This is a genomic window from Actinomadura syzygii, assembly GCF_008085905.1.
GTDB lineage: Bacteria > Actinomycetota > Actinomycetes > Streptosporangiales > Streptosporangiaceae > Spirillospora > Spirillospora syzygii.
Genome location: NZ_VSFF01000014.1, coordinates 305,257 through 321,214, shown reverse-complemented (window position 1 = coordinate 321,214; position 15,958 = coordinate 305,257). Strand labels below are relative to the sequence as shown.

The window sequence follows — 15,958 nt, the reverse complement described above, 5'->3', positions numbered from 1 at the left end:
TTGACGGCGACGACTTATGGTTGTCATCATTGCCGCAGACATCAGAAAAACGAGGAAGTGCGGAGGTGCCCCGACCGTGGTCCGCCCATCCCCCGACCCGCACGAGTCCATCCATGGCTTCCTGGCTTACTACCTACGGTTCCTGCGCACCCGGCACAACGCGACCCAGGCCGACGTGGCGAAGATCCTTAGCTGTTCGATCGGCCAGGTTTCCAAGTACGAGTCAGGCGACAAGCAGCTCGGCACGAACGAATGCAAGGCCCTGGACGCCGCCTGGAACACCGGCGGCGTCTTCAAGATCTGGCTCGGCTACGCCAAGCTCGGCATCGACGCCAACGCCCCGTCCCGGCTCCTGCGCTACCAGCGCAGGGCGATCGAGCACTGCATCTACTCCGCCAACGTGGTCCCGCTCCCGTTGCAGACGGAGGACTACACCAGGAGCTTGTTGGAAGCCGGGTACTCGGCCGGGCTCATCGCGGACCTTGAGAAGACTCTCGCCCTGCGCATGGAGCTTCAGAACGCGATCCTGGACGGCCAGCCCGATATCTGGATCGTGATCGACCAGATAGCCCTGCGCCAGATGGCAAGTCCCCAGGTCATGGCCGCGCAGCGGGACTGGCTGGTCGAGATGGGCCAGTTGCTTCACATCTCCGTCCGTATACTTCCGCTGTCGGCTGCGCCGCATACAGGCGTGGATGGTTCGTATTGGTCTTTCGTACTGCCAGGTCGGCGCATGGCGGCTTATTCCGGCAACGCGCTGGGAGTGGGCCGAGTCATCGACGACCAAGCGGAGGCTATCGGTGTGATGTCGCGCTTCCAGCGACTCGCGGCGCGCGCCTGGAACGAGGACCAGTCGCGTGAACTCCTAGAGCGAATGGGCGAGTCCTATGACGGCATGGCGGAAGAGTAGCTACAGCCAGTCTCACGGAACCTCCGACTGCGTGGAGTTGGCTGACCTGTCGTGGGGGATCGGCGTCCGGGACAGCAAGGACCCCGAAAGTCTGCCCCTGGTTGTGACCCGGGAGCAGTTGGCCGCGTTGGTCGTCCGGATCAAGAACGGCGGTTTCGCCGCTTCCTGAGGGCCGCTTCGACTGTTTCCGTGTCGATGTCCTCTTGGTGGTGCCAGTAGCGTCTTGCGGCGTTGACCTTGGCGGTCATCGAGGCGACGAGTTGGTGTTCCGGGTACGGGTACGGGCCGCCCTGCGCGAACAGCTGCGAATAGCGGACGGCGTCCACGATCGCTGACTTGATGCGTTCGTGGGTGAGGTACGCCTCGACATCGTGTTCCCAGCCCGCCGTGTGTTCGGACGGCATGGCGGCCAGCCAGCGTTCGGTGACCGCGTCACCTTCGTCTGGCAGATAGCCCATTTTGTGGAAGTGGACCGCCAGGTCGTAAACGGGATCGCCCCACAGCGCGAGTTCCCAGTCGAGGAACTCGGTCTGCCCGCTGCTGACGATCATGTTGCGGCGGTGGACGTCGGCGTGGACGCAGCCGAACGGGCGCGGTGTGAGGCTCTGCCAGAGGTCGTCCACCGGCACGAGCGGTTCGGTGGGGATGGCCAGGGCGGCGAACAGGTCCGCGTACTGCTCGCGGTAGGTGTCGTACACGCGGTGTGTCAGGGCGGACAGGAGTCCCGCGAAGGCGGTGGTGTCTCCGTCCACCGGCCAGTCCGCGGGTGCGTCCGGAACTTCCGGGACGTTCGTGAGCTGGGTGAAGAGCCGCACCACGTCGTCCAGTACATGGGCGGGGACGCGCACACCGCGCGGAGCGACGTCGTTGAGGACGTCCCCGACGATGAACTCGTGCACCTGGAAAGGCGGGTCGGCGGAGGCATGCAGGAGACGCGGCGCGTGCCGGACGTGCGGCGCGATCGCCGTGAGCACCCGGTCCTCACGCCACGGACGGAGGTCCATCATGTCCGCCCCGTGGATCGGGATCCGGACGTTGACTGGTCCGTCAGGGGTCTCTACGCGGACGTTGTCGTTGTAGTACCCGGCGGCGGTCTCGCTGTGCGCGCGCGCCCGCTCGTACAGGTCCTGCCAGTTCACGAATCCTCCAGCAGGGCGGTCACGAGGTCTCGCCCACGAGATTCCAACGATGGCAGCAGGTCCGGCGGCCGGATCTGCGCTCGCGCGCGCGCCGCCGCCTCGGCGGTGTGCTCGTCGGCCGCGCCGAGATCGTCCAGGAGGTACCCGGCGACCATGATCAGAGTCGGGTAGACCTCCGAGCCGACCAGTTCCGCGAGGGCCCAGCGCGCCGACTCCGCCGCCCGTCCCGGGTCGCCGGTGCGGGCGTGCAGGAACGCACGGAACAGTTCGGCGCGGGCGCGTCCGGACCGGTAGCGGGCGCGCTCCAGCGCTTCGGCGGCGGTCTGGAACGACGCCGCCGCCGGGGCGTGCTGCCTCAACCGGAGCTGGGCGATGGCCAATGCGGTGAACGCCTTGCCGATCTCATGGTGGGCGCCCAGTTCGGTCTGCGCCTCGATCGCGTCGGCGGCTGCGGTGACGGCGCGCGGGGCGTCGGTCCATGCCAGCAGTTCCGCGCGGTTGGTCTTGATGTTCGCCTGCTCCACGCGGGCGCCTGCACGTGCGTAGAGTTCGTCCGCCTTTTCCAAGGCGCGCTGGGACGAGTCCGTGTCGAACGAGAACCGGTGGCCGAGGTGCTGGAGCCGGAAGACGTCGCCGCGCAGGACGAGGTCGTCGTCCGGGGCGGCCTTGAGGATCTGGTCCGTGATGGACTGCGAGTCATCGAAGCGGCCCTGGCACATGTCCAGGTCGGCGACGCTGAATCCGGCGCGCAGGCGGGTGGGGCCGGGGTGGTCGTCCCAGACCATCTTGAACAGGCGTTGGGCTTCGCTGGTGTCTCCGGCGATGCGGCGTCCATGCGCGCCCGCCAGCGCGAGACGAGCACCGGGCACCGTGTCCAGCGGCCAGTCGATGGACGCGGTGAGAGCCGTCGCGGCTGCCGCGTCCCCCAAGACGACGGCCGATTCCGCCTCCAGGCAGCGGGCGGTCTGGGCGAGGTCGGCGTCACCGGATCCGGCGTTCAGATGGTTCCTGAGGTCCTGGGCGACGCCGTCGAGACCTTGCTTGCCGCCGTAGAGCATGGCCCGGTCGGCGTAAGTCAGGACGTCCTCGGCACTGAACAGGCCAGCTCGCAGCCCGCAGTACGCCGCCTCGCGCACCGCGCGGATCCTTGTCGCGACGCCGTCCTCGGCCGCGTCGTCGTGTTCCGCGCGGGCGTCCCAAACCCTGTGGAGGAGCGCTTGGACGTCTCGGACGGTGCCGTCCGACAGCCGCCGGTGCAGCGCCGCCCGCATGAGCTGGTGCAGGCGCCTGCCGCGCGCGCCCGCCGGGTAGACGAACGAGTACGACGTCAGCGACTCCCAGGCCATGCGGTGCCGGGGCAGATCGAACGCGTCTGCCAGCGCCTGGAAGATCTCGTAGTCGAAGGTCCGGGCGACGCTGAGCAGTTCCAGCGTGCGGATCTCGTCGGCGGCGACGTGGGCGAGGAAGCGTTGCAGGATCTCCTCCGACGACACGGGCGCGGCGGGGGCGGCCTGGCGGGCGGTCGTACGGGTGTCGACGGCGAGGTGCAGGTAGAAGGGCAGGCCCTGGCTGGCGGTGGCGATCGCGAGGCGTGCCGCGTGGTCGGTGATGCCGCCCTCGGAGAGGAGTTCGAGGCGCGCCTCCATCGGCAGACCGTCCACGCGCTGGCCGTGGATGACCTCGTTCCAGGCGGGGTCGATGGACGCCCATCCGAGGGGCTCGCGGCTCGCGATGACGACGACGCCCCGGTCGAGCTGGGCGACGAGGTCCCGGAGCCAGACGTCCGCTCCCATCACGGGGCCCGAGCGCCCGGCGGCTGGGGCCAGCGCCTCGTAGGCGTCCACGAAGACGACGTACGGGCGGTCGGAGCCGTCGCGCAGGTCTTCGGCGAACAGGTAGGTGACCGCGTCCGCGAGTTCGGAGTTGGAGAAGTCGTCCAGGCGGCTCAACGTGTCGTCGCCTTTGATCCAGTGCCGTTGGCGTATGCCGGTGGTCGCCTTGCCGAGAAGGCGCAGCAGACCGACGCCGGTACCGAACACGGGTACTCCGGCCGCGCCGTCGAGTACCTGGGAGAGGGCCTCGCTTTCGTCCACGAACGGCAACTCCCGGCGGGACAGCCGCAGATGCGGGTGGAGCCGCTGCCAAAGGACGGCGTACGCGATGTCGAACCGGTCGAACTTAACGCCCTGCCGACCGAGCTCGACCCGGAGGACGGCCAGCGCGTCTTCCTGCTGGCGTAGCGCGGGCACCTGGAGGTCGAGGGTCGCGGTCCGGTGCGTCTCGGTGCTGCGTTGCCTGAGCTCTTGCAGGAGGCGCGATTTACCGATGCCGCCGACCCCGACCAGGTTGAACACCCGGGGAGACTCGTGCCGCGCGTCCAGCAACGCGCCGAACGCGGCGATCACCGGTGCCCGGTCGACGAACGGACGGTGCAGTGCCGCGACCCGCCGGAAGCGAGGTTCGAGGGGCATGAAACGACTCCCGAAGCCGAGAACGGTTTCCCGCCCGGCGGGGACGGACGGCGACGGTTTCCACGACGACGATAACGGCTGCCGCGACGCGGGGCGGCCGGGTCCACAGTCCCATTGATGTGGCCGCCGAGCGTCGTTCGTCTCGACCGTGATGGGCTGGGGTGGTGTGGGGGGCTGGGTGGGGCGTGGGTAAAGTCGCTGGTGGGATGGCGAACAGTAGACCTACGGTGGCGCAGTTGCGGGCGTTTGTGGCGCTTGCGGAGCATCTGCATTTTCGGGATGCGGCTGCTGCGCTGCGGATCAGTCAGCCTGCGCTGTCCGGGGCCGTCGCCTCGCTGGAGGAGTGCGTTCACGCGCGGCTTGTGGAGCGTACGACGCGGAAGGTTCTGTTGACGCCTGCTGGGGAGCGGGTCGCGCGGCAGGCGGAGGTCGTGCTCTCCGAGTTGGACCGGCTGGTGGACGAAGTCAACGCGGTGCGGGGTCCTTTGGTTGGGCCGTTGCGGGTGGGTGTGATTCCTACTGTCGCGCCGTATTTGCTGCCTGTGGTTCTGCCTAGGCTCGCGAAAGAGTTTCCTGATCTGGAGCTTTCGGTGCGTGAGGAGCGGACCGATCCGATCGTGGCGGAGCTGCTCGCGGGGCGGCTCGACGTTGTTGTGCTGGCGTTGCCCACGCCTGCGGCCGGGGTGACCGAGCTGGCGCTTTATGACGAGGACTTCGTGCTCGTCGCGCCCGCCGACTTCGACTTCGGCGACCTGGAGCGGCCGGACGGCGTGCACCGGGAGGCGCTGTCGCGGCTGGACGTCCTGCTGCTCAACGAGGGCCACTGCCTGCGCGACCAGGCTCTGGATGTGTGCCGGGACGTCGGCGCGCGCCCGGCGGCGGCCACGTACGCGACGAGCCTCGCGACGCTCGTGCAGCTCGTGTCGGGCGGGCTCGGGGTGACGCTCGTCCCGGAGACGGCGCTGCCGGTCGAGACGCGCCGCGCGCCTCACCTGGGGCTGCACCGGTTCGCGTCGCCCGCGCCGTTCCGGCGGATCGGGCTCGGCTTCCGGTCGGCGTCGCCGCGCGCGGACGAGTTCGGGACGCTCGCCGCCAGCATCCGGTCCGCTGTCGCGGAGGCGGGGATCGCGGAGGGCGTCCGTCCCGCCTGAGCCGGTTTTTCGGACCGCGCGGACGTTCAGCGGCCGGTAAAGCGCGGGCATGCAGGGTCAAGTCTGCGTCAGAGGACGGCCTGGCAATCGCGATGCGCTTTCGGGTGACCACATCGCGTCATCATGCTCGTGGGGCGAGGAGGAGGCCCCATGTCCCCGAAGCTCAGCGTCGTGGTCCCGTTCCACAACACGGAGGAGTTCTTTCAGGAATGCCTGGAGTCCCTGGCGGGGCAGACGCTGCACGACCTTGAGGTCATCCTGGTGGACGACGGTTCCACCGACAACGGCGCGGTTCTCGCCAAGGAGATGTGTGCGCGGGACCCCCGTTTCCGGCTCGTCACGCGGGACAACGAGGGGCCGGGCCCAGCGCGCAATGCCGGGGTGCGTCAGGCGAAGGGGGAGTACCTCGCCTTCGCGGACGCCGACGACGTCGTTGAACGCGACGCCTACGCGCGGATGGTCGGTTCGTTGGAGCGGACGGGTTCCGACATGGCGTCGGGCAACGTCCACCGCATGGACGCCGACCGGACGTGGCAGTCCCACCTGCACGACCGCGTTTTCACGGACTCCTGTTCACGGACGCACGTGTCGTCCAAGCCGCTGCTCATGCGCGACCGGACGCCGTGGAACAAGGTGTACCGGCGTGAGTTCTGGGACCGTACCGCCCTGGAATTCCCCAAGGGCTACTACGAAGACCCGCCCGTCACGATGCGCGCCCACGCGCTGGCACGTTCCGTCGACCTGCTGAGCGAGGTCGTCTACTACTGGCGCAAGCGCCCCGGGTCTATCACCGAGGACCGCTACGACTGGGACAACATCACCCAGCGTCTGGCCTCCGCGCGTGCGTTGCGGGACGGGATGGCCGAGTACGCGCCACGGCTCCTCAACGCCTACGACGAGCACGCCCTCATCCCCATCGAACTGCGTGTGCTGTTCGAGGCCCTGCCTAGGACGGACGACGAGAACCGCGAAGAACTCGTCTCGATCGGTGCGGACCTCGCGCGGAAGGTCTCCCCGCGTGTGTTGAGGCGGTTCCCGGCCATCACGCGCCTGCAACTGCACCTGTTGTGCAGGGAGATGCTGCCCGAACTGCTGGAGGTGCTGCGGTTCGCCCAGCTCAAGAAACCCGGGGACGCGCCGCGCGTAAGGCGCGGTCTGCGGCGACGCTGCTACGCCGAGTATCCGTTCTTCGAGGACGAGGAGCGCGCCGTTCCACGGCACGTGTACGACGTGACGGCCGAATTGCGCCCGGTCGCGGCGATCGACCGGTCCGCGTGGGTGGACGGACGGCTCCGCATCGAGGGCCACGCCTACATCCGGCACCTGGACTCCTCCACCGAGGACGGGTCACGCATCCGGGTGTTCCTGCTGGCGTCGAACAAGCGGGCGTTGAAGCGCGTCCCGGTCACGCGAGTGCGCAGGCCCGACGTGACGGCGCGGTCGCGGCAGTCCGCGGTGTCCTACGACTGGTCCGGGTTCGTCGCGGACGTCGACCCCGCGACGCTGCGGATGTACGGGCGCTGGCGGGACGTCGACTGGGTGCCGTGCGTCGAGATCGTCAACGGCGGGACGCGCCGCCGCGCGCGGTTCGGCAACCCGCGGCTCACCTCCCTGCTGTGGCCGCGCGACCGGGAGTGCGCGCCGGGCGTCCGCGTCCAGGGCGTCGCGGGGCGGCACCGGTTCGTGCTCCAGGTCAGGCGGACGGCGGCGGCGATCACCGGTGGCCGGGTGGAGGACGGCGAGCTGTGGCTGGACGGCTGGAGCCGCGCCCCGCTGAGCGAGCGCCCCGAGATCATGGCCGCGCCGAAGGCCGGCCGGGGCGCGGTGACCGGGCCGATCGAGCCGGTCGGCGGCGACGGCCGGTTCCGGGCCAGGCTGCCGGTGGACAGGCTGAGCCGGCGGCCCGGCGACTGGGACGTCACCCTCCCGGGCGGTATCAAGCCCTACCTGGACGAGGACGCTTCGGGCGCCGCCTTCGCCACTTCGACGGGCAAGTTGGAATTGGCGAGGTCGCGGCGGAGCGCGATGCGGATCGTCGTCCGCGAACAGGTTCTGGTCGTCGATGAGATGTCGTGGTCGTCCGATGGGGCGCTGCTTCTCGGCGGGTCGTGCGCCGATCCGCTGGAACGGCCGGAATCGCTGGTCCTGCGGCGGCGGCGGTCATCCGAAGAGCACACGGTCACGCTGCATTGGGCGGGCAGCCGGTTCGCCGCCAAATTCTCTCCAGCGCGCATGCGCGTGCTGGGGCAGACGCGCCCGCTCGTCTCCGGCCGCTGGGACGCGGTCACCGCGATAGACGGCCGGGAACGGCCGGTCGTCATCAATCGGCACACGCTCCGCGACATTCCCGAGCCGTTCGAGGCGGGACTGCACATCGTCACGATCCGCGCGCAGCGGACCGACCAGTTGCAGTTCCTGGTCGAGACGGCCTTGGACGACGACGAGCGCGGCGCCTACGCGCAGAGCCGGATCCAGTCCGGGCATTACCGGCGGCACCGGAACCTTCCGGTCCGAGAGCTGGCCGTATTCGACGCCTACAAGGGCCGCCAGTTCTCGTGCAATCCGCGCGGCATCTACGACGAGCTTCGGCGGCGCGGCACGGACCTCGAATGCGTGTGGGTCACCGAGAACGGCCAGTTCGGCAAGCCGGTCGGCGCGCGGACCGTTCTCGCCGGGTCGCGGGAGCACTACGAGGCCCTCGCCCGCGCCCGCTACATCTTCGGCAACTGGTCGCAGCACGAGTGGTTCGTGAAACGCGACGACCAGACGTACGTCCAGTGCTGGCACGGCACGCCGCTGAAGAAGCTCGGCTACGACGTCAAGCAGATGCCGTACAAACGGACCGAGGGCGTCGACTGGATGGAGTACGACGTCCCGCAGTGGGACGTGCTCCTCTCGCAGAACGCCTTCTCCGTGCCGCTGTTCCGGCGCGCCTTCGGCTACAACGGCGAAATCCTGGTCAGCGGATATCCGCGCAACGATGTCCTGAGCAGCCCGCAGCGCGCCGAGGTCGCGGCGGCCGTGCGGCAGCGGCTCGGCATCCCGGAGGGGAAAAAGGTCGTCCTCTACGCGCCGACGTGGCGGGACGACTTCCACCACGCCATCGGCAAGCGCGCGTTCCGGCTCGAATTCGAGCTCGACCGGTTCAGGGCGGCGCTCGGAAACGACCACGTCCTGCTGCTGCGCACGCATTACCTCGTCACCGACAAGCCCAGGCTGCGGCCCGGCGACTGCGTCGTCGACGTCTCCGTCTACCCCGACATCTCAGAACTGTTCCTCGTCAGCGACGTGCTTGTGACCGACTATTCGTCGGCCATGTTCGACTTCGCCGCCACCGGCCGGCCGATGGTGTTCTTCACCTACGACCTGGAGCGTTACCGCGACCACGTCCGCGGCTTCTATTTCGATTTCGAGGCGGAGGCCCCGGGGCCTTTGCTCAGCACCACGCAGGAGGTCGTCGACGCCCTGCGCGAGCCGGTCGCGCTCGACGCCGGATTCCGGGCCGCCCGCGCCGCCTTCGCCGCCCGGTACTGCCCGCACGACGACGGCCAGGCGGCCGCCCGCGTGCTGGACCGGGTCGTCCGGTCCGCCCACTGAAAGAACCCCATCACGGAGCCACAGTGTCACCTCAGCGCAACCCCGCCAAGATCAGCGTCGTCGTCCCCTTCCGCGGTACCGGGGACCATTTCGAGGAATGCCTGGAATCGCTAGCCGGGCAGACGCTCCACGACGTCGAAGTGCTCCTGGTGGGCGAGGAACCCGAGGACGGCACGGCAGAGGGCAACGCGGCCGTCGCCATGGAGTTCGCCGAGCGGGACGAGCGGTTCGCGCTGCTCCAGGCGTCCGGCGAACTGTCGGCCGCCGACACCGGGGCGGAGCAGGCGAAGGGCCGCTATCTCGCCTTCGTCGAGAGCGAGGACGCGCTCCCGCCGTACGCGTGCGAACTGATGGTCGGCACGCTGGAGAAGACCGGCTCCGACCTCGTCGGCGGAAACGTCATGTACGTGGACGGGAACCAGGCGCGCCCTTCTGCGCTGCACGCCGTGCCCTATGCCGCGACGATGAAGAAGACGCACGTCACCCGCCATCCCGCCCTTCTCCAGGACCGGACGGTGTGCAACAAGGTCTTCCGCCGCGACTTCTGGGACGCGCACCGCTTCGACCTTCCGGCGACGACCCAGGACGCGCTCACCGCCGCGCAGGCGCAGGTTCTCGCCTCGGCGGTGGACGTTCTCGACACGACCGTGTATTACCGGCGGGACCGCACCGGAACTGCGACGCGCGCACGGTATGAACCGGCGGAGATCACCGAGCGGATGAGCCTCATCACGGCCGTCCGGAAATTCCTCGGCGACCACGCGCCGGAACTGCTGCCCTACCACGACCGGTACGCGCTGGACCTGGACGTCCGCGCGCTGGTCCTCGCCCTTCCCGAGGCCACCTGGCAGGAGCGCGAGCGGCTCAGCGAACTGGGCGCCGCCTATGTCGAACTCGCCGGGCGACCGGCCGCCGCCGGACTGTCGGCGATCAGGCGGCTGGAGACGTATCTGCTCGGCGAGCGGATGCTGCCGGAACTGCTGGAGGTGGTCCGTTTCGAGGAGGCCGGTCTTAGGAACGTTCCGCTCGCGCGGCGGGGGCGCGTCCGCCAGCGGTGGTACGCCGAGTACCCGTTCTTCGACGGCGCGAAGAATGACGGTGTGGAACGCGACATTCCCGCGGATGTGTACGACGTCACCGACGAGCTCCGCCTTTTCGCGGACGTCGACCGCGTCGAATGGGACGTGGACACCCTGATCGTCGAAGGGCACGCGCATTTCGACAGGTTCGACGTGTCCTCGGTGAGCGACTCCCGAATCCGCGTCTGGATGCGCGACGTGAAGACCGGCAAGGAGATCCGGCTGCCGGTGGAGCGGATCGCGTGCCCGGAGGCGACGATCCGGTCCGACCAGCCGTCCGTCTCCTACGACGAGTCCGGCTTCTCGGTGCGGGTGGAGCCCGAATACCTCCTGGACGGCGACGAATGGCGCACGGCCACCTACGAATTGTTCGTGGAGGTGACCGCGCAGGGGCGAAAGGCCGTCCAGCGGCTGCCCGCGACCGCCCCGGCCGTGCGCTGGACGTCCGCCCGCCAGGTGGACGAGCACGTCGCCGTCCAACCGGCGGCGGGGGAGGACGACGTGTTCGTCGTCCACGTGAAGCGGGCCAAGGCCGTCGTCACCCGCATCCGGCGCAACGGCGACGTGCTGGAACTGTCCGGATGGACGCGAAGAGCACTCGGCACCGGGGCCGCCGTCGTCGCGGCGCGGCGACACGGCGGCGGCGGTGCCGAGGTTCACGGGGAGGTGACGCTGCGCCAGTCGTCCGTGCTGCGCATGGCGGGCGGCACCGGATTCGACTTCACGGCCACGCTGCCCATGCAGTCACTCGTTTCTGTGCCGGACGACACCGGAATCCCAGGACGACCGCATCTGCGCGACTTCATCGACTGGGACATCAGGCTCACGGGTGAGGGTGGACCGATCCGACTGACCGTCGCTAGCAACGTGGCCGCCGTCCGCTACGTCCTTCCAGGGCGCAGACGTGAATTCGCGTTGACCCGCACCGCTTTCGGCAACCTGCGTGGGATCGAGCGCAGTGTTCGTCCCGTGGTGACCAAGGCGGAGTGGGACGAGCAAGGGCTCCTCACTCTTTCCGGTGACTTCGCCTGCCCCAAGACCAAGCCGGACTACTTCGTCCTGCGCCGCCGCCGGTCTGGGGACGAGCACCGCGTGCCCGTCACCTGGGACGGTCTCCGCTTCACCGCCGCGTTCAACCCGGCGACGATGACCGTTTTCGGGACGGACCTCCCGTTGAGCACCGGAACGTGGGACGTGCTGGCGCGCGCGCAGACCGGCGAGGTGTCGGTCGTGGTCGAACGGGAGAAAATCTCCCGTCTCCCTGAGTGGCACCGTGCCGGAACGCACGAGTTCGAGGTCGGCGTCCACCAGAAGGACGCGCTGCTCCTGCGCAGCCGCCCTGGCCTCGACGAAGACGAACGCGGTGCGCGCGCTCAGGTGCTCCTCCAACAGCACGACTATCCGGTGTATCTGCGGAGCCCGGTCGCTGATGTCGCGGTGTTCGACAGCCACGGTGGCACGCAGTACAACTGCAGCCCCAAGGCCGTCTACGAAGAACTGATGCGCCGCAAGCCCGAACTGGAATGCGTGTGGGTTTCCCAGGACGGACAGTTCGCAGTGGACGGCAAAGCCAGGACCGTCCTGTCCGGAAGCCGTGAGCACTACCGGGCTCTTGCCCGTGCCCGTTACGTCGTCACCAACCATGGGCTGCCGCCATGGTGCGTCAAGCGCGAGGGGCAGACGTTCGTCCAGACGTGGCACGGCACGCCGTTGAAGCGTCTCGGCTACGACCTCCGGGACATGCCCTACCGGCGCACGGAACGGTTCGACCTGGTGGAGCGCGAGGTGGCGCGGTGGGACGTGCTGCTGTCCCCGAGCCCGTTCGCCACCCAGACCATGCAGCGCGCGTTCAGGTATGAGGGCGAAGTCCTGGAGACGGGATATCCGCGCAACGACGTCCTCAGCACGCCCGAGTGGGAGAGCATCGGGGACGAGATCCGTAAGCGCCTCGGAATCCCGGACGGGAAGAAGGTCGTCCTCTACGCGCCGACCTGGCGGGACGATCGGTTCCACGCGCCTGGGGTGCAGGGCTTCTCCCTTGAGTTGGACATCCGCACGATGCGGGACGTCCTAGGCGACGACCACGTGCTGCTCATACGAGCGCACCATTTCGTCACGGACAAGGAGCGTCACGCAGGGGACGGGTTCGTCATCGACGTGTCCCGTTACCCCGACATCGCCGAGCTGTACATGGCGTCGGACGTGCTGGTCACGGACTACTCGTCCGCCATGGTCGACTACGCCATCCTCGGACGTCCGATCGTCGTGTACGCCTACGACCTGGAGCGCTACCGCGACCATGTCCGCGGCCTCTACCTCGACCTGGAGGCGGACGCACCCGGACCGGTTGTGACCACCTCGGCGGACGTCGCCGTCGCCGTCCACAAGGCTCCGGACGGCGAGGACCGCTATGCGGACGCCTACGACCGCTTCTTCGTGAAGTACTGCCCGCACGACGACGGGCAGGCGTCGTCGCGGGTCGTCGACCATGTATTCGGCGACCTGCTTGGCGGGTGACCCGCTTTGACACGTGCCGGGACGTTCCCCAACCATCAGGAGAATGGCTTCCGGAACCGCGACAGGTGATCTCGTCCGTGCGTCCAACGACCTGACCGCCCGCTGGGCGCGGGACGCCTGCGACGGAACGACGACCGTGCTGTCCGGGGCGGGGGCGTGGCCGCTGCTCGCGTTCCTCGCCGCCGCCGCGCGCGAGCCCGGGCGCGGCGAACTCCAGCAGGCCGTCGGGGTCGACGCCAGCGGAGCGGAGCGGCATGCACGCGACCTCTTGGCCCTGCTTGCGGGTGGCACGGCCACGACCGCCGCGCTCGGCGTGTGGACGCTGGCCGACCTGCCCGTCGAGCAGTGGTGGCGCGACGCCGTCCCGGCTGAGGCGCGCGGCGAGTTGACCGGTGACCCGGCCGCCGACCAAGCCCAGCTGGACGAATGGGTCACGCGGAACACCGATGGGCGGTTGACCGGAATGCCGGTCGAGGTGCGGGATGACACCGGGCTCGTCCTCGCCACCGCGCTGAGCATCGCCACGCGCTGGCGGGAGCCGTTCGAGGACGCGCCGCTCGTCCCGGAGGGCGGCCCGTGGGCGGGACGCGACCGTCCGGCGGCGGGCCTGTTCGTCAACACGCCGGAGGTCGACCGCCTCGCCCTGGCCGAGGCCACCCCGGCGGGCCCGGTCACGCTCCTGACCGTGACCGGCGAGGACGATGTCGACGTGATCCTCTGCCTGGGCGAGCCGGGACGTCCGGCGGGCGAGGTCGTCGCCCACGCCTTGGCCGCCGCGGACGGGCGGCACGAGCTGAGCCAGGGCGCTGAGCTGTTGGAGAAGGCCGCGCCCGGTGTGCGCGTTCGGACGATCGCGGCGTTCGAGCCCGGTACCAGGCTGAACGTCACCGCTGCGCGCTTCGACGTCGCCGCCTCGCACGACATGCTCGCCCGTGCTGGGTTGTTCGGGCTGGCCACTGTTTCCACTGCGGATCCGCGCGGCCACCTCCCTGGGATCAGCTCGGCGCCGCTGGCGGTCGCGCAGGCCGTCCAGGACGTCAACGCCACGTTCAGCGCCGAGGGGTTCCGGGCCGCCGCCGTCACGGCGATGTCCGTGGCGTTGATGGGCTTTCCGATGGCGGAGGCGCGGGTGCTGGACGTGCGTTTCGACCGGCCGTTCGGGTTCTTCGCCCGGCACCGTCCGAGCGGGCTCGTCCTGCTCGCGGGGTGGGTCGCCGAGCCGCAGGACTGGCCGGACGACACCGTCTGAGTCGCTCAGCCTGGGCGGCGGGCGCGTGCGAACAGGCGTGTTCCGGGCCAGCCGCAAACCGGTGGGCATCGTTCCAGCACGGCCGACAGCCGTAGCACCTCGTTGACCAGGGGATGCAGCGGCGCCAGGTCCTCCTGCCGCGCCGTGCGGTGCCTGCGGAGACGTAGGACGGGACGCAGCAGCACCCCTCGGCTCCACACCCGCTCCACGACCAGCCCGGCGCCCTCGATCAGGTCGACCAGCGCGCGGCGCGAGTACCGGCGGACGCGGCCGAGCGCCACGTCCTGTGCCGACCACAGCGCCATGTCGCACGCGACGGACACGAGCGCCGTCCCGCCGGGGCACAGCACGCGGGCGATCTCGGCGGCGGCGCGCTCGTCGTCCTCGACGTGCTCCAGGACGTCCAGCGCTAGCGCCAGGTCGTAGCCCGACGACGGGAGCGGCAGGTAGCAGGCGTCGCCCTCGTACGCGTCCACGCCGTGCGCGCGGGCCAGCTCGACGGCCGCCGGGCTCAGGTCGATCGCCGTGGCGTGCCAGCCGTGCTCGGCCAGGACCCGGCAGGACGTCCCGGCCGCCGCGCCGATGTCGACGGCCGTCCCCGGCATGCTGAACCGCAGCAGCTCCGCGGACAGCGCCTCGCGGCGCGTCCGGAACCACCAGTTGCCGTCCTCGATCCGCGCGATCCGGCGGAGCTCGATGGTGTCCACAGGACAAGCCGACGGCATGCGCGGCGGCGCGGGCCACCGACGCCGCCGTCCGGCGGCGGATCGTTGACCCGCGCTTTCCGCTCTCTTCGGCCGGGCGTCAGCGCCAGCGGCGCCGACCGGCGCGCCGCCTGCGCGCCAGGAACCGGACGGCCAGCAGCACCGCGACGACCCCGCCGACCGCGGGCACCGCCCGCTTCGCGACCGAGGGGCCCGCGACCTCCAGCAGGTCGATCGCGTCGTCGTCGCGGGCGACGCGCAGCGGACGCTCCCGCTTCCGCTCCACCGGCTCGGATTCGGGCTCGGATTCGGGCTCGGACTCGTGCTCCGGCGGCGTGATGTCGGAGACGGGGGCCAGGGTCTCCGAGGTGGCCGGGCCGGGCTTGTCCGCGGGCTTCGCCGCGTTCACGCCCTCGTCCTTGTCGGCGGGGGTCTTCTCCTCGGCAGGGGCCTTGTCCGCCGGTGCCTTCTTGGCCGAAGCCTTCTCGGCCGGTGCCTCCTCGACCGGGGCGGGGGTCTCGGGCGGGGCGGCGGCCTCGGGCGGGGCGGCGGCCTCGGGCGCGGGCTTCGCCTTGGGCTCGGCCTTCTTGGGCTCGGCCTTCTTGGGCTCGGCCTTCTTGGATTCGGTCTTGGGCTCGGCCTTGGTCGCGGTCTTCGGCTTGGCCTTGGGCTCCGGCTTGTCGGGCGACTCCAACTCCTCCGCCAGCGCCTTCGCGAACCGGGCGATGACCTTGGAGCCGACCTCGGACAGGATGTTGCGGCCGAACTGCGCGGGCCGTCCCGTCACGTTCAGCTTCGTGTGGACGGTCACGCGGGTCGTGCCGTCCTTCTCCTCGTGCAGCTTCGCCTGGACGGTCGCCGCCGCCGTCCCCGAGCCGCGGGCCTCCTTCGCGGACGCCTCCAGCGTCACCGTCCGGGCCGACTCGTCCGCCGACACGATCCGCGCCGTGCCGCGGTAGGTGATGGTCATCGCGCCGACCTTCACCTTCATCCGGCCCTGGTACTCCTCGCCCTCGACGGAGTCGAGCGTCGCGCCCGGCATGCACGTCGCGACCCGCTCCACGTCGAGCAGCACCGACCAGGCACGCTCCACCGGTACGGGGACGGTGAAATCGTGGTCGAGCTCCATGATCGTTGTCCT

At 69.8% G+C, this 15,958-nt stretch carries 10 protein-coding genes; 6 read left to right on the top strand and 4 right to left on the bottom strand.

From position 1 onward, the window contains the following. Positions 1-76 precede the first annotated feature (76 nt). Both FXF65_RS35195 and FXF65_RS35190 read left to right on the top strand, forming a co-directional pair. Positions 77-910, top strand: a complete 834-nt coding sequence (locus FXF65_RS35195; protein WP_148354381.1) for a helix-turn-helix domain-containing protein — start codon at positions 77-79, stop codon at positions 908-910. Next, positions 888-1,079 carry a DUF397 domain-containing protein gene (locus FXF65_RS35190; RefSeq protein WP_148354380.1) on the top strand — a complete coding sequence of 64 codons (192 nt, stop codon included), beginning with the start codon at positions 888-890 and terminating at the stop codon, positions 1,077-1,079. The genes FXF65_RS35195 and FXF65_RS35190 overlap by 23 nt, the downstream gene beginning before the upstream one ends. On the opposite strand, the gene FXF65_RS35185 is transcribed toward FXF65_RS35190, so the two are convergent. Both FXF65_RS35185 and FXF65_RS35180 read right to left on the bottom strand, forming a co-directional pair. Continuing rightward, positions 1,051-2,049 carry a phosphotransferase family protein gene (locus FXF65_RS35185; protein WP_187412668.1) on the bottom strand — a complete coding sequence of 333 codons (999 nt, stop codon included), beginning with the start codon at positions 2,047-2,049 and terminating at the stop codon, positions 1,051-1,053. The genes FXF65_RS35190 and FXF65_RS35185 overlap by 29 nt on opposite strands. Continuing rightward, positions 2,046-4,520, bottom strand: a complete 2,475-nt coding sequence (locus FXF65_RS35180) for a tetratricopeptide repeat protein (RefSeq protein WP_148354378.1) — start codon at positions 4,518-4,520, stop codon at positions 2,046-2,048. Before FXF65_RS35180 ends, FXF65_RS35185 begins: the two co-directional genes overlap by 4 nt. Positions 4,521-4,726: 206 nt before the next feature. Here FXF65_RS35180 and FXF65_RS35175 point away from each other — a divergent pair, with 206 nt between their 5' ends. The 4 genes from FXF65_RS35175 to FXF65_RS35160 all read left to right on the top strand — a co-directional run bounded on the left by FXF65_RS35175 (position 4,727) and on the right by FXF65_RS35160 (position 14,113). After that, positions 4,727-5,671, top strand: coding sequence for a hydrogen peroxide-inducible genes activator (locus tag FXF65_RS35175; RefSeq protein ID WP_148354377.1), 945 nt, complete (start codon positions 4,727-4,729; stop codon positions 5,669-5,671). Between the two features lie 150 nt (positions 5,672-5,821). Further along, positions 5,822-9,268 carry a bifunctional glycosyltransferase/CDP-glycerol:glycerophosphate glycerophosphotransferase gene (locus FXF65_RS35170; RefSeq protein WP_148354376.1) on the top strand — a complete coding sequence of 1,149 codons (3,447 nt, stop codon included), beginning with the start codon at positions 5,822-5,824 and terminating at the stop codon, positions 9,266-9,268. A 23-nt stretch (positions 9,269-9,291) separates the two neighbouring features. Then, the gene (locus FXF65_RS35165; protein ID WP_187412667.1) at positions 9,292-12,864 is read left to right on the top strand and encodes a bifunctional glycosyltransferase/CDP-glycerol:glycerophosphate glycerophosphotransferase; all 3,573 of its coding nucleotides are present in this window, start codon (positions 9,292-9,294) and stop codon (positions 12,862-12,864) included. A gap of 43 nt (positions 12,865-12,907) precedes the next feature. Then, positions 12,908-14,113, top strand: a complete 1,206-nt coding sequence (locus FXF65_RS35160; RefSeq protein WP_148354374.1) for a serpin family protein — start codon at positions 12,908-12,910, stop codon at positions 14,111-14,113. A 5-nt stretch (positions 14,114-14,118) separates the two neighbouring features. Here FXF65_RS35160 and FXF65_RS35155 read toward each other — a convergent pair whose 3' ends face one another. Together FXF65_RS35155 and FXF65_RS35150 are read right to left on the bottom strand one after the other, a co-directional pair. After that, positions 14,119-14,820, bottom strand: coding sequence for a class I SAM-dependent methyltransferase (locus FXF65_RS35155; RefSeq protein WP_148354373.1), 702 nt, complete (start codon positions 14,818-14,820; stop codon positions 14,119-14,121). Between the two features lie 97 nt (positions 14,821-14,917). Next, on the bottom strand, positions 14,918-15,946 hold the full coding sequence (locus tag FXF65_RS35150; protein WP_148354372.1) for an SRPBCC family protein: 1,029 nt from the start codon (positions 15,944-15,946) through the stop codon (positions 14,918-14,920). Between the last annotated feature and the right edge of the window lie 12 nt (positions 15,947-15,958).